We start from the raw sequence: 13,794 nt of genomic DNA, 5'->3' as shown, positions 1-13,794 counted from the left end.
GCTGCAACAGGACCCCACACGGGTCAGCATCAAGAAAAAACGAAAGCGGCTCGGATGGAACGATGCCTATTTAGAAGAGCTGCTGACCCAGATTTGCCACCAACTCGCATAGTGCGGTTAGTCTGTTCTTTTCAAGTAAAGTTATCCAGTCGAGCAAATCAGTCTGTATGACGTTAAATCAACTGCGTTTTCTGCTTCGAAACCTTAACATCCACCCGCTTTTACTTTCCTTACATGAGTCATTATTTTCCAACGCTTGCTACTGGTATTTTGGGATTACTGCTTTCGGCCTCGCCCGCTTTCGCTCAAACTACCGATGAGTGCGAAAAGCTAAAAAACGACAACGCTAAACTGAAGTTTGAAAACGCCAACCTAAAAAAAGGAATTATTGCGCGCAGTCCAGCCAATGCACCGGTTCAGACGTCGGAGCGAACGGCTACCAGTAGTGCGCCAACCGGCTCCACTCTGGCTGGCCAGCCTGCGAAACGGCAGACTGCGTATAAAGTAGAGTACGCGCTGGTTAAGTGCCAAGGCAATGCTAAATCTCAGACTGTTACCATCACGCTGCTGCTGACCAATGCAGGAGCCAATCAAGTCCGGCGCTTTACGGGGCTAAAAGCGGTGGATGACCAGGGCGAAGAGTACATGGCTTCGGAAACCAAGATAGGGAGCAGCACCTCCTACTCGACTCTGGCAACCGGCGTACCGGTTAAGGCAACCGCAATTATCCCTAAAATACTCAGCACAACCAGGAAATTAAACCTCGTAACCTGCTCCATTTACGGCGAAGGCCACCCGGGAGGCACAATTCCCATTGAGTTTCGGGATGTTGTGATTTCCTGGAAATAGTGCCTTTTGTTGAGTGTAGCGGCCCCGGCTTTTAGCAAGCCGGGGCCTTTTTGATGAAGTGGCCGCCGTAACTGGCGCAAGTTTAGTGCCGCGTATCTTGTTACCATCCATGACGGGAAGGTTGCACCTGCCCTGCCGCGCCAGCAGCAAGGCGGGGCAGGCGGCTTTTCCTGCTGCGAGGCGCAGCATCGCCCGAAAACCCGGCACGAGTTACGCTGCGCTAAACTCGCGTCAGCCCCTAACACACCGAATCAATCAGCCAGTGCCAGACGAAATGAAGAAGCCCAGACAGCTAGTAGTTATTCGGCCGCCCTCGCAGCGGCCGAAACGCATTGCACCAAGCCTGCCCGACCGGCTTAGGACTGGCGTAGAAAGCCTGTCGGGCCACTCGCTGGATGATGTGCAGGTGCATTACAATTCGGCTAAGCCCGCGCAGCTGGAGGCGCTGGCTTATGCGCAAGGCGCGAATATTCGGGTGGCACCTGGCCAGGCCCGACACCTGCCGCACGCAGCCTGGCATGTGGTGCAGCAGCTGGGCCGCGTGCGACCAACCGTGCATCTGGATGGGCTGAGGGTCACTGATGACGTAGAACTGGAACGGGAGGCCGATATCATGGGCTCGAAAGCGGCTCAAGTGGCAGCGGGCGCGGGTTCAGCATCGGATGCGCTGCAACAATCGGAGGCCTGACTGGCCCTTTACGCCGGCCAACCGGCCAGTACCGACCTTTGCGGCGCCCATGCCCACCACTGCCCCTTCCCGCCCCTACTCCCTCGGCTTCTGGCTGATGTGCCTGTCGTCGTTTCTGTTTTTCCTCAGCTTCAATTTGCTGCTGCCCGAGCTGCCCGACCACCTCACCCGGCTGGGCGGGGGCGAGTACAAAGGCTTCATCATTGCCCTGTTTACGCTTACGGCGGCTATTTCGCGGCCGTTTTCGGGTAAGCTGGCCGATACCGTGGGGCGCATTCCGGTGATGGTGTTTGGGTCGCTGGTCTGCTTCGTGTGCGGGTTTTTCTATCCGTGGGCGCTCACGGTTTCGGGGTTTCTGGGGCTGCGGCTGCTGCACGGGTTCAGCACGGGGTTTAAGCCCACGGGCACGGCCGCGTTCATCGCCGACATCGTGCCCGTAGACCGGCGCGGTGAGGCCATGGGCCTGCTCGGGGTGACGGGGGCATTGGGCATGGCCTTCGGGCCGGCGTTTGGCTCGTGGCTGGCCACGCATTTCTCCCTCAATGTCATGTTTTACTGCTCCAGCGGGGTGGCGCTGCTTTCGCTGCTGGTGCAGGGCACGCTCACCGAAACCCTGCCCGTGGCCCAGCGGCGGCGGTTCAGCCCGGCGCTGCTGCGGATGAAGTGGAGCGAGGTGCTGGAGCCCCGCGTGCTGTCTCCGGCACTGGTCACGCTGCTGTGCCTGTTTCCGTTTGGGGCGGTGCTCACCGTGATACCCGACCAGAGCCGGCTGCTGGGCCTCACCGGGTCCGACAAAGGCCTGTTCTACATCTGCTACACGGTGGCTTCGCTGGCGGTGCGGCTGGTGGCGGGCAAAGCCTCCGACACCCACGGGCGGGTGCCGGTGCTGCGCTACTCGGCGGCCGTGGTGGCGGCGGGCCTGGCGCTGCTGGTGTGGGCCCCCACGGTGCCGTGGTTTCTGGCGGCGGCCGTGGTGTTCGGCATCGGCACGGGCCTGAACTCGCCCACACTCTACGCCTGGACCATCGACCTGAGCCACCCCGAACACCGGGGCCGCGCCGTAGCCACCATGTACATCGCCTTGGAAATCGGCATTGGCCTGGGGGCGCTGCTAGCCGGCTGGATATTCTCCAACGTGCCTGGCCACTTGCCCTACGTGCACGCCCTGAGCCTGCTCTGCGTACTGGCGGCGCTGGGCTACCTGATGACCTTGCCGGCAACGGGGCCCGTTCCGGTGCTGGACGCGGTGGAGGCCGCCCCGGTGCCCGCCGCCGAAGAGGTGGTGTGAGGCGCTGATTTAAGCACTCGTGCAGCAGTAAGCGTATGCCCCGGTCCGACCGCCCTAGGCGGTCCGACCGGTTGTCGTTGAACCGAAATCGTTGTTGCTTCAACCGGTTGGACCGCCCCAGGCGGTCCGACCGGCAGGTCCGACTCGAATACGGTTACTTCTGTACAAGCACTTACTGACGCTACGCGGGGCCTTCAGGTGTAGCACGGACTTTGTAGTCCGCGAGTCAGACGTTCAGACTCGCGGACTACAAAGTCCGCGCTACATCTTAAACGCAACATCAGTGATTTATTTGACCGGACAGGATGAAAAACAGATGAAGTGCGGGTTGATTTCCTTAGTTTTAGGGGTTCGAAGATTGTCTACTCCATTCTTTATTATTGATGCCTATTTCTTTACTGCTTCGCTCGTTGCGGGTGGTGCTACTGCTCGTTGGCTGGCTGCTGGCCGGAGCGGCCCAGGCCCAGCCCGAGCCCATTAAATTCGGCCAGGTTGATGCCCAGGACCTGACGGCGGCTCCCTTCGCGGCCGACAGCGTGGCGGCCGTGGTACTCTGCGACTTCGGCCGCTCCCGCCTCAAGGGCAAAAGCAGCGGCTTGCAGGTCGTTTTTGAGCGCGTCACCCGCATCAAAATTCTCACGAAAGCGGGCTTCGACGAGGCCACGGTCGAAATCCCGCTCTACCACCGCGGCGACAACCAGGAGCGGATTACCAACCTGCGCGGCTTCACCTACAACCTGGTGAACGGCACGGTGGAAAAAACCAAATTGGAAGCCAGCGGCGCGTTCTTCGAGAAGCGCACGGCTAATGTGAACGTGCAGAAATTCACGCTGCCCAACGTGCGCGCGGGGGCCGTCATCGAGTTTGCCTACACCCTGAGCTCCGATTTCCTGTTCAATTTTCAGGACTGGACCTTTCAGCGCGACATTCCGGTGCGTTGGAGCGAGTACCGGGTGAGCATTCCGTCGTTCTACCGCTATAAAATCATCTACCAAAGCTCGCGGGACTTCACCGTGAACAAGGCCCACATTGGCTCGACCAACCTGCTGCTCGACCACAAGGTATCGGGAGGGGGCATGTTGGACGGCCAGGTCACCGGCAGCATCACCATCAGCGCGCCCACCGAGGAGCACCAGTGGGCCCTGAAAGACGTGCCCGCTTTGGTGCCGGAGCCCTACATGACCACCACGCAGGACTACGTGGCCCGGCTGGATTTTGAGCTGGCCGGCGAGCAGTGGCCCGACGAGCCCTACCACGACCTGACCGGCAACTGGGCGCAAATCGACGAGCGGCTGCTGGCCGATGAGCACTTCGGGGGCCGCTTCGGCCGGGCCAGCTTGCTGAAGGAGCAGCTGCGGGACGTGGCCACGCGGTTTCCCATCATCACGGAGCGCGCCGCGGCCGTGCGCGAGGCCGTGCTGGCCGCCGTGCGCTACGACGGCACCGACCGCTACTCGGCCCCCGACCCGCTGCGCAAGGCCTTCGACGCCCACCGCGGCACCTCGGCCGATGTGAACCTGCTGCTCATCGCGGCCCTGCGCGATGCCGGCGTGCCGGCCCATCCGCTCCTGCTCAGCACCCGCGACCACGGCCACGTCAGCCAGGAATTTCCGCTGCTTGAGCGCTTCAACTACGTGGTGGCCCTGGTGCCCCTGGCCGGCGGCAAAGACCTGCTCGTGGACGCTACCGAGCCGCTGCTGCCCTGCGGCGTGCTGCCCGAGCGCTGCCTCAACCAGGCCGGCCGCCTCATCATGAAAAACCCGGCCGAGGGCCGCTGGGTCGACCTCAGCCCCACCCAGCGCCACGTCCGCTACCAGCAAATCGCCCTCACAATGGATGCCCAGGGCGGGATGACTGGCAAAGTCCACGAGGAGCGCGGCGGCTACGCCGGCACCGATGCCCGCCAGGAGCTGGCCAGCCTGGGCGAAAAAAAGTACCTGGCCAACCTGACGCAGCAGCACGAAGGCTGGACTGTACCCGCCATCAAGCTGGGCCAGGTGGAAGCGCTCGATAAGCCCCTGCTGCTGGATTATGAGCTGGCCCAGCCCGCCGCCACCGGCAGCGGTGCCCCCTTCACCACGCTCTACCTGAGTCCGCTCAGCGATTTCGGGGCCCGGCAAAACCCGTTTCGCCGCCCCAACCGCACGTTTGCCGTCGACTTCGGCGTGGCGCAGGAAGAAATTGTGATGCTGACCCTGACCCTGCCCGCCGGCTACGAGCTGGCCGAAGTGCCCAAGCCCGCCCTGATTACCCTGCCCAACGACCGCGGCCGGTTCGTGTACAGCGTGAGCGCCACCGCGCCGGGCGTGGTGCAGCTCACCAGCCGCCTCTCGCTGCGCGACACCGTGTACCCGCCCGATGCCTACGCCAGCCTGCGCGAGCTCTACCGCCTGCTGATGGCCCGGCAGAGCGAGAAGCTCATCATCCGGAAAAAAGCCGGCTAGCCGCTGCATTAGGGTCTTCCGGTCTTCCTTTTTCACCCGTTAAGTAGGTCAGGTAAATTACTTTGCAATAAAAAAGAACGTCATGCCTATCTGGCGTCCGCGCAGTCGAAGCATCTCTACCGCTTCATCAGGGCCGTTCAGCGAAGCGGTAGAGATGCTTCGACTGCGCTCAGCATGACGTGCTGATAAATCAAACTAATTCCCACGACCTACTTATCATCTTATATTTTTGTATGAGAATACCGTTATACACTGCCGTTGCGCTACTATCAGCCACTGTGCTTGGCGCCTGGACCGCGCAGGCCCAGGTGCTCCCCATCAAGTTTGGCAAAATTGACCCGGCCGACCTCACCGCTGCGCCATTTGTGCAGGACAGTGCGGCGGCCGTGCTGCTGTGCGACTACGCCTCTTCGCGCATTGAAACGCCGAGCCAGGGCGGCCTGCAAATGTTGTTTGAGCGCACGGCCCGCATCAAGATTTTGAAAAAATCGGGCTTCGAATGGGCTACCGTAGAAGTGCCCCTGTATGCGAGCAGCGATAAGCTCTCGGGCTTGAAAGGCTTTACCTACAACCTGGTGAACGGGGTGATGGTGAAGGAAAAGCTGGAAAATGACGGCAAGTACACCGACGACCTGACCAAGCACATCTGGATACGCAAGTTCACGATGCCCAACGTGCGCGAGGGCTCGGTCATCGAATTCAGCTACACCGTGGTGTCCGAGAACTTCGTCGACATGCGGGACTGGCAATTTCAGCACAGCATTCCGGTACGCTGGAGCGAATACCGCATCACCTACCCAGAGTTTTTTGACTACAGAACGGTGATGCAGGGCTATTTGCCGCTGAAAGTGAACGAGCGCACCGAAGGCAGCATGCTGACCGGCGGCCCGGTTGCGGCCCGCACCTGGAACTACCGCTGGGCCATGCAGAACGTGCCGGCCTTCGTCGACGAGCCGTTCATCACCACGGCCCAGGACTATGTATCGAGGCTCAATCTGGAGCTGTCGAGCGTCAATTTCCCCAACTCGGTTTCGAAAGATTTCACCAGTACGTGGGAGAAAATAGATGACATGTTGCTTGAAAGCGAGCATTTTGGCTTGCAGCTCGACCGGGGCGGCTTCCTGAAAGAGGCGCTGGCCAAGCTGCCGGCAGCTTCGGTGGCTACGCAGCAAGCCCGCGTCGCGGCCGTGCATGCCCTGGTGCGTGATGCCGTGAAATACAACGACAACGACGGAGTTTCCACGACTACTACACTGCGCAAAACGTACCAGGACGTGCACCGCGGCAGTTCTGCCGATATCAACCTGCTGCTCATCGCCGCGTTGCGGACTGCCGGCATCGAGGCAAACCCCGTGCTGCTCAGCACCCGCGACCACGGCCACCTGAACATCGCCTTTCCGCTGCTGTCAAAGTTCAACTACGTGGTGGCCCATGTGCTGCTCACCGATGGCCAGGATTTTCTGCTCGATGCCACGGAGCCCCTGCTGCCCGCCGGCACCCTGCCCGAGCGCTGCCTGAACCAAGTGGGCCGGCTGGTCATGAAAAACACCGCTAAATCGCGCTGGCTCGACATCAGCCCCAGCCAGCGCCGCGTGCACTACCAGCAGGCGCAGCTCACGCTGGCCCTCCAGGGCACGCTCAGTGGCAAAGTGCACGAAGAATACGGCGGCTACTCGGCCGCCACTGTGCGCCAGGAGCTAGGCAAGCTGGGCGAGCCCAAATACCGGAGTCAGTTTGCGGGCAGGCACAGCAGCTGGACGCTACCAAAATTCGCCATTTCCGCACGAGATGAGTTGAGCAAACCCGTGGTGATGGACTACGAGTTTAGCCAGGCCGGCGACGATAGTCCGGCGGCGGCGGGCACGTTCTACCTCAGCCTGCTCGACGAGTTTGGCACCGCGCAAAACCCCTTCCGGCACGGCACCCGCGCTTTTCCCGTTGATTTTGGCATGGGTCAGGAAGAAGTCATTGTGATAACGCTGAACCTGCCTGAGGGCTACGAGCTGGCCGAGATGCCCAGGCCCGCCGTGGTCGACCTGCCCGAGAATGGCGGCCGCTACCTATACATGGTCAACAGCACGGGGCCCACCGTGCAGCTCACCAGCCGCCTCACGCTGCGCAAGCCCGTGTACGGGGCAGAGGAATACGAGTACCTCCGCGAGTTTTACCGCGTGATGTTGGAGAAGCAGGCTGAGAAACTGGTGGTCAAGAAAAAAGCGTAGGCGCTTTTTTTCGGCGCTTTAATCTGCTTCTCATTCTGGAAATCATACCTGCCGTCCCATGAAAGCCTTACTATCCCTATTTGCCCTGCTTCCTTTTAGCGCTTTGCTGCCGCTGCACCCCGCCGCACCCGCGCCAAAGTACCCGGTGGCCGACATTCCGGCGGCCCTGCGCGAAGGAGCGCACACCGTGCTCCGGGCCGATGACGAAGTAGTGACCGTGAAATCGACCAGCCGCCTGGTGCATACCGTGCATCGGGTGGTGACGGTGCTCAACGCGGCCGGCGACGACCGGGGCGGCGTGGCCGTACCCTACGACGCCCTCAATACGCTGAGCTATATGCGCGGGGCCGTGTACGATGCCGAAGGCCACCTGCTGCATCAGCTCCGGGCCTCCGAAATCCGGGACCAGGGCCTGGGCAGCAGCGGGGGCAATTTTATGAGTGATGTGCGCGTGCGCTACGCCGACCTGCGCCAGCCCCAAACGCCCTACACCGTGGAGCTGGACTATGAGATTGTGTCTGAGAACACGCTGTTTTATCCGGAATGGCAGCCCCAGCAGGGCGATGGCATGGCCCTGCAAAGCGCCAGCCTGCTGGTCAACATTCCCAGCGCCCTGGCCCTGCGCTACCAGGAGCGGCAGCTGCCCGCCGGTGCTACCGCAGTGAAAACCAGCGCCGGCACGCAAGACGTGTACCAGTGGAAAATGACCAATCTGCCGGCCCTGGAAGAGGAAGAAGTTGCCCCGCCCCTGGCTGAAACCGCGCCCACCGTGGTACTGGCCCCCGCCACCTTCGAAGTGCAGGGCCACAAAGGCACCGCCAGCACCTGGCAAAGCTTTGGCCAGTGGAACTATGAGCTGAACGCCGGCCGCGACCAACTGCCGCCCGCCACGGTAGCCAAAGTAGAAGCACTGGTGAAGGACGCCCCCGATGCCCGTGCCCGCGCCCAGCGCGTGTATGCCATGCTACAGAGCAGCACCCGGTACATCTCGGTGCAGCTGGGCCTGGGCGGCTGGCAAACCTTTCCGGCCAGCGCCGTGGCCAGCAGCGGCTACGGCGACTGCAAAGCCCTGAGCAACTACACCAAAGCCCTGCTGGCCGCCGCCGGTGTGCCCGCCTACGTAGCCCTGGTGGGGGCCGGTCCCGACCGCCCCGACCTGCGCGCCGACTTCCCCAGCTCGCAGTTCAACCACGCCATTCTGTGCGCGCCGATGCAGCGGGATGGCAAACCCGACACCCTCTGGCTGGAGTGCACCAGCCAGACCGAAGCCTTTGGCTACATGGGCAGCTTCACCGGCAACCGCCATGCCCTGCTGCTCACGCCCCAGGGCGGAAAGCTGGTGGCCACCCCCCGCTACGGAGCCGCCGAAAACCGCCAGGAACGCCGCCTCGACCTCTTTCTGGATGCCACCGGCGGGGCTACGGCCACGGCCCGCACCGTGCGCACCGGCCAGGAGCAGGACCTCTACGCCTCGCTGCTGCACGAGCTGAGCCCGGCTGAGCAGAAAAAGTATGCCACCGACCACCTCAGGCTGCCCACGTTCACCCTCACGAAATACAACCTGGCCGCCGCGGCCGCCGGCGCTACTCCGACGGTAGTCGAAACCATGGCCCTGGCCCTGCCGGGCTTTGCCATGCCCAGCGGCAAGCGGGTGTTCGTGAGCCCCAACCTACTCAGCCGCCTGCCCGCATTGCCCACGCAGGTAGGCGAGCGCCAGACGGGCCTGTGGCTGCCCCGCGCCAGCCTGCAGGCCGATACCGTGCGCCTGCACTTCCCGGCCGGCTTCAAGCCCGAGAACCTGCCCGCACCGGTGCAGTTCAGCACCGCCTACGGCACCTACGCCAGCCAGTACACGGCCCTGCCCGATGGCACGGTGCAGTACATCCGCCGCCTCGAGCTAAAGCGCGGCTCCCTACCCAAAACCGCCTACGCCGGCTACCTGGATTTCCGCCGCAAAATCAGCATCGCCGACAAGGCCCAGGTGGTCCTGCTGAAAACGGAAAGTTAAACCGTCCTTGCGAGGCTAGAATTTCACCCGCAGCTGCGCTTTCACCTCGCTGCGCAACGCGCCCTGAATAGACTCCAGCCCCGACCCGACGATGTCCTGGTGGCGGTAGCGGGTTTCGGCATAGCGCAGCCAGAGGGTGAGGCTGCGGTTGAGGCGGATTTCGGCCAGGCCGTAGACGCGCGTGCCCTGGCCGTAGAGCGCGGGCACCGACACGGCCAGCAGCACGTCTTGCTCGAACACGTACTGCCGGGAGTCGTAGTCGTCGGCGTCGAACAGGGCGTAGCGGGCGGTTAGCTTCAGGGCGCGGTTTAGCTGGTAGCCCACGTCCTGCGACAGCACGTAGCCGCTGCGCCAGGGCCGGCCCAGGTCGTCGCGCAGGCGTGAGGCCTGCAGGCGGGTGCGCAGGTCCAGCTGGGGTGTAATAGCAGTGTTATAGTACAGCAGCAGGCTTTGGCGCAGCTGCTCGCCGGGCAGCGGCAGGGCCCGCCGGGGGGCATCGGCGGGCAGGTCGCGGGGCTTGAGGCGCTGGCGCAGCTGCACGTAGAGCAGGCTGGTTTTGGTGGGCGAGTAGGCCAGGCGCACCAGGGCATCGTGGCCGTCGGTGGGGGCGCCGGCGCGGTAGCGCAGCCACGGAAAGCGGAACTGGTCGTAATAGGCCGAGATTTCCCAGCGGGCCACGGGCCGCACTTTCAGGCCGATATACACGCCGGTTTCGTTGATGTTGCGGGTGTTTTCGCTGAACGCGTTGCCGTAGAGGGTGTGGAAATTGGGGTCGTAGTGCCGCACCAGCAGGGCCGCGTCCACGGTGGGACCCAGGCTGGCCAGCAGGCCATTCACGGTGCCCAGGCCGCCGCCGGTGGTGCGGGCCGTTTCGCCAAACAGCAGCAGGTTGCGCCACACGTAGCTGTAGTTCAGGCTCAGGGCCAGGTTTTGCTTACCGCTGAACTCGAACTTGTTGTAGGGCTCGGGGCGCTTGAGGATGGCCGTGCCGTAGTGCGTGAATACGCCGGTGGCCCCGATGGCCAGGTTGCCGTTGGCACTGGTGTAGGTGGCGTTGCCGCCGCCCACGGTTTCGGCCAGCCGGTGGCGATTGGCCAGCTCCGAGGCCGTGCGGTGGAAGCCGGTGTAGAGCAGGCCCGAGGTAAACTCACTGAACTGCGCCAGCGAATCGAGGCTTTGCTGGAGGTTGGCATCCACGTTTTTGTGCGATACGAAGGCCGTGGCCTGCACCTTCGGGGCAACCTGGTAGGTGAGCGCGCCACCGCGAAAAAACGTGTTTTCAAGCAGCGACGTGTACGCCCGGATGCCCACCGACGAGCGCCGCAGCGTGGTAATCGTTTCCGCGCCCTTGCCCACCCCAAAGCCCGACGACAGCAGCAGGCCCTGCCCAAACTGCAGCTGGTAGTCGCCCAGGGCCAACGCTTTCAGCCGTCCCCGCTCCTGCACCAGCAGGTGCGCCGACACGTAATCGGCCCCGAACTGGCCGTTGCCGGGGTTCCAAATCAGCTGCTCGCCGGCATCTTTTTCCAGCGAAAAGCCCACGCTGAAATCCTTGGTGTGGCTCACCCGGTAGCGAATCAGCATTTTATCGGCCGAGCCGAGGTAGCGCGTGGTGGGCTGCCCCTGGTAGATGGTGGGCGGCGTGTAGCCCTGGCGCTGTTGCAGCACCCGCTCGTAGCGCAGGTACAGGGCGTTGTTTTCTTCGCGGGCGATGCGCTGCCAGAGGCTGCCGCGGCTGGCGTTGGCGTTGCTGCTGAGCACGCTCACGAAGGGCAGAACGCGGTTAATCGTCCGCAGGTCGTAGCCTTCCATGCTTTGCAGCTCATACACGCTCAGCAGGTCGCCGTTGGCCTCGCGGTGGCGCAGCAGGGTGGTTATCTGGTTTTCGTTGAGCAGCAGCAGACCGCGCAGCTCTTCGCGGGTAGCCGTGTTCAGGTTAATGGGCGTTTGGTAGTATTGAAGCAGCGTTTCGTAGAGGTCTTCAAACGGCACATCGTCCGACTGAATCTCGGCGAATAATTCCTGCGTGAGCCGGTCGAGGTCGGGCGCCCGCCGCACGTAATCCTGGCCGGCGGCTGGATTAATTAAAAATTGAGAATTAAAAATTAAAAATAGCGCCAGGACTATTCTACGCCCAGGCCACCGTTTGCCAGGACGCAATTCGGCCAAGTTGTTGTTCCGGCATCTATTCAACACAAGGGGGTAATTAATCTTCATCGCGAATTTTTAATTTTTAATTCTCAATTTTTAATTAAGAATTAATTCCCCCAGGCTTTGCTAATGCTCAAATGCTGGCTGAACCCCAGCGCCTGCTGAAACGAGGCGGCATAATCAATCTGAAAACTCCCGGTCAACAGACCAAAGCCGGCGCTGGCCTGCTTGGTGAGGGTGGCCAGGCCCAGCCGCGCGGCCAAAATGGGCACCGGCCGGTATTCCAGCCCGGCCTTGAAATTGGCGTCGCGCTCCACGTCCTTTTCGGTTTCGACCAGCAGCGTGACCTGGCCGCTGGGCCGGTAGGCCAGGCCGGCCTTGAGCACGGTGGGCACCCGCTCGTCCTGGTAGCTGGCCAGCCGGGTCTGGCTGAGGTTGTAGAGCGACGCCCCGAAGCTGAGCCGCTGGGGCACTACTTCGATTTGGCCGCCCAGGGTACCCAGCAGCACGCGCCGGCTGCCCAGGCCCTCAATGCTCACTTGCAGCATATCGACCCGCCCGCCCAGGCTGATTTGCCCAAAGCGGTAGCCGTAGCCGGCCCCCACGCGGGTTTCGTTGTAGAGCTGCCCGCCGAAGCGCTGGGCTTCGAAGGCCACCACGCCGTTGCGGGCCCAGGTGCGGGCGGCGGCAGGAGCAGTCGTTGCCCCGTCGGCGGCACCCGCGCCTGGCTCCGCTGCCCGGCCCAGCGGCAGCGCCACCGTGAGCGAGCCCACGTTCAGGGCCGGGCTGAAATAGCGGTTTTCGGCGTAGAAGCCCACCGTTGGTCGTTGAATTTCGGCCAGGCCGGCCACGTTGTTACCCATGCTCCACACCTCGCCGGCCAGCGCCACCGAGGCATTGCCGAGCGCGGCGGCACGGGCTCCGCGCACGCCGGGCCCGTTGCCCTGCGCCCAGGCCGAGGCCGCCGACCCCAGACTCAAGACGACTATAAAAAACCCGGAAATAGAAAAATATCGAGGTAGACAGTGTTGCATGGCGGGAAGGTAGCGCCTTGACGGCAAATGCCTGAGTTGCGCGGCGAAATTATTTTACGGGCCTTTATGGTTAGGCATTCCGGCCCTCCTGCCGAACTTGCCGCCCTATGCCCCGCTCCTTCTCCGCCGCGCCCCGCCGCGAAACCCTCGCCTACCAGAATCAGTCGCTCAGCTACACCCTCGTGTTTCGGTCGCGGCGCACCATCGGCTTCGCCGTGCGGCCCGATGGCAGCGTGCACATTAGCGCGCCCGCCGGCACCTCAGCCGAATGGGTGGCCCAGCAGGTGCTGAAAAAAGCCGATTGGATTCTCAAGCATCAGCAGGCCTTTGCCAACCGCCCGGCCCCCGCGCCCAGCCGCTACTACGAGGCCGGCAGCACCCATTATTACCAAGGCCAGCCTTACCAATTGCGCTTTGCCGAAGCCCGCCGGCCCGCTGTCACCGTCGAGGCCGCCGCGCTGGTGCTGGCCACGCCTGCCCCCCTCGCTCCGGCCCACGCCGAGGCGCTGCTCTACGCCTGGTATGCTCACCAGGCCCGGTCGCTCTTCACTGAGTCGCTGGCGCGGGTGTGGCCACGCTTCGCCGAATTCAACCTGACCCGGCCCACGCTGGCCGTGCGCCAGATGCGCACCCGCTGGGGCAGCTGCACCCCGCGCACGGCCCGCATTCGCCTCAGCCCAGAGCTGGTGCGCGCCCGCCCCGAGTGCCTCGACTACGTGCTGCTACACGAGTGCTGCCACCTGCTGGTGGGCGACCATTCCAAGGCGTTCTATGACCTGCAGACCCGCCTCATGCCCGATTGGGAGCAGTGGAAAGCGGAGCTGAACGCACTGCCCAAATAAGGGTCATTCTAGCTACGGTGACTACCCTCTTACCTTCACCCCATGATATCCCGGCTGTTTCGCGCCTTCTTTCTCGGCCTGGTGTGGTTCTACCGCCACTTCATTTCGCCGCTCACCGCGCCCAGCTGCCGGTACACGCCCACCTGCTCGGCCTATGCCGCCCAGGCCATCGGCAAATACGGGCCGTGGCGCGGGGGGTGGCTGGCGGTGCGGCGCATTGCCAGCTGCAACCCCTGGGGCGGCCACGGCCACGACCCCGTACCGTAGG

At 63.0% G+C, this 13,794-nt stretch carries 10 protein-coding genes; 8 read left to right on the top strand and 2 right to left on the bottom strand.

The window, feature by feature from the left end:
• The first annotated feature begins 234 nt into the window (after positions 1-234).
• The 6 genes from ABD819_RS17880 to ABD819_RS17855 all read left to right on the top strand — a co-directional run bounded on the left by ABD819_RS17880 (position 235) and on the right by ABD819_RS17855 (position 9,499).
• A complete protein-coding gene (locus ABD819_RS17880) occupies positions 235-849 on the top strand; it encodes a hypothetical protein (RefSeq protein WP_345126462.1) in 615 nt (204 codons plus the stop codon).
• A 274-nt stretch (positions 850-1,123) separates the two neighbouring features.
• Positions 1,124-1,537, top strand: a complete 414-nt coding sequence (locus ABD819_RS17875) for an eCIS core domain-containing protein (protein WP_345126461.1) — start codon at positions 1,124-1,126, stop codon at positions 1,535-1,537.
• A gap of 49 nt (positions 1,538-1,586) precedes the next feature.
• A complete protein-coding gene (locus tag ABD819_RS17870) occupies positions 1,587-2,825 on the top strand; it encodes an MFS transporter (protein WP_345126459.1) in 1,239 nt (412 codons plus the stop codon).
• A gap of 383 nt (positions 2,826-3,208) precedes the next feature.
• Positions 3,209-5,269 carry a transglutaminase family protein gene (locus ABD819_RS17865; RefSeq protein WP_345126457.1) on the top strand — a complete coding sequence of 687 codons (2,061 nt, stop codon included), beginning with the start codon at positions 3,209-3,211 and terminating at the stop codon, positions 5,267-5,269.
• Positions 5,270-5,547: 278 nt separating this feature from the next.
• Positions 5,548-7,491, top strand: coding sequence for a DUF3857 domain-containing protein (locus ABD819_RS17860; protein WP_345126456.1), 1,944 nt, complete (start codon positions 5,548-5,550; stop codon positions 7,489-7,491).
• Positions 7,492-7,549: 58 nt separating this feature from the next.
• Positions 7,550-9,499: a DUF3857 domain-containing protein gene (locus tag ABD819_RS17855; protein WP_345126455.1), complete on the top strand. Its 1,950-nt coding sequence runs from the start codon at positions 7,550-7,552 to the stop codon at positions 9,497-9,499.
• A gap of 15 nt (positions 9,500-9,514) precedes the next feature.
• Here the strand turns inward: ABD819_RS17855 and ABD819_RS17850 are convergent, their stop codons facing one another.
• The gene (locus ABD819_RS17850) at positions 9,515-11,557 is read right to left on the bottom strand and encodes a ComEA family DNA-binding protein (protein ID WP_345126453.1); all 2,043 of its coding nucleotides are present in this window, start codon (positions 11,555-11,557) and stop codon (positions 9,515-9,517) included.
• Between the two features lie 200 nt (positions 11,558-11,757).
• Positions 11,758-12,630 (bottom strand): PorV/PorQ family protein, encoded by an 873-nt coding sequence (locus ABD819_RS17845; protein ID WP_345126452.1) that lies wholly within the window; start codon positions 12,628-12,630, stop codon positions 11,758-11,760.
• Positions 12,631-12,791: 161 nt separating this feature from the next.
• On the opposite strand from ABD819_RS17845, the gene ABD819_RS17840 reads away from it, so the two are divergent.
• Both ABD819_RS17840 and yidD read left to right on the top strand, forming a co-directional pair.
• Positions 12,792-13,526: a M48 family metallopeptidase gene (locus ABD819_RS17840; protein WP_345126451.1), complete on the top strand. Its 735-nt coding sequence runs from the start codon at positions 12,792-12,794 to the stop codon at positions 13,524-13,526.
• Between the two features lie 42 nt (positions 13,527-13,568).
• On the top strand, positions 13,569-13,793 hold the full coding sequence (gene yidD, locus ABD819_RS17835; RefSeq protein ID WP_345126448.1) for a membrane protein insertion efficiency factor YidD: 225 nt from the start codon (positions 13,569-13,571) through the stop codon (positions 13,791-13,793).
• Position 13,794: the final 1 nt, after the last annotated feature.

Origin of the sequence: Hymenobacter antarcticus (genome assembly GCF_039539545.1) — a bacterium.
In the GTDB taxonomy this organism is placed as follows: domain Bacteria; phylum Bacteroidota; class Bacteroidia; order Cytophagales; family Hymenobacteraceae; genus Hymenobacter; species Hymenobacter antarcticus.
The sequence above is the reverse complement of the archived record's forward strand: the minus strand, read 5'-3'. Positions and strand labels throughout refer to the sequence as shown.

What these genes read in the sequence shown, in the direction of transcription:
- ABD819_RS17880 (WP_345126462.1), top strand. Translation starts at nt 235, where the DNA reads ATGAGTCATTATTTTCCAACGCTTGCTACTGGTATTTTGGGATTACTG.
- ABD819_RS17875 (WP_345126461.1), top strand. Translation starts at nt 1,124, where the DNA reads ATGAAGAAGCCCAGACAGCTAGTAGTTATTCGGCCGCCCTCGCAGCGG.
- ABD819_RS17870 (WP_345126459.1), top strand. Translation starts at nt 1,587, where the DNA reads ATGCCCACCACTGCCCCTTCCCGCCCCTACTCCCTCGGCTTCTGGCTG.
- ABD819_RS17865 (WP_345126457.1), top strand. Translation starts at nt 3,209, where the DNA reads ATGCCTATTTCTTTACTGCTTCGCTCGTTGCGGGTGGTGCTACTGCTC.
- ABD819_RS17855 (WP_345126455.1), top strand. Translation starts at nt 7,550, where the DNA reads ATGAAAGCCTTACTATCCCTATTTGCCCTGCTTCCTTTTAGCGCTTTG.
- ABD819_RS17840 (WP_345126451.1), top strand. Translation starts at nt 12,792, where the DNA reads ATGCCCCGCTCCTTCTCCGCCGCGCCCCGCCGCGAAACCCTCGCCTAC.
- yidD (WP_345126448.1), top strand. Translation starts at nt 13,569, where the DNA reads ATGATATCCCGGCTGTTTCGCGCCTTCTTTCTCGGCCTGGTGTGGTTC.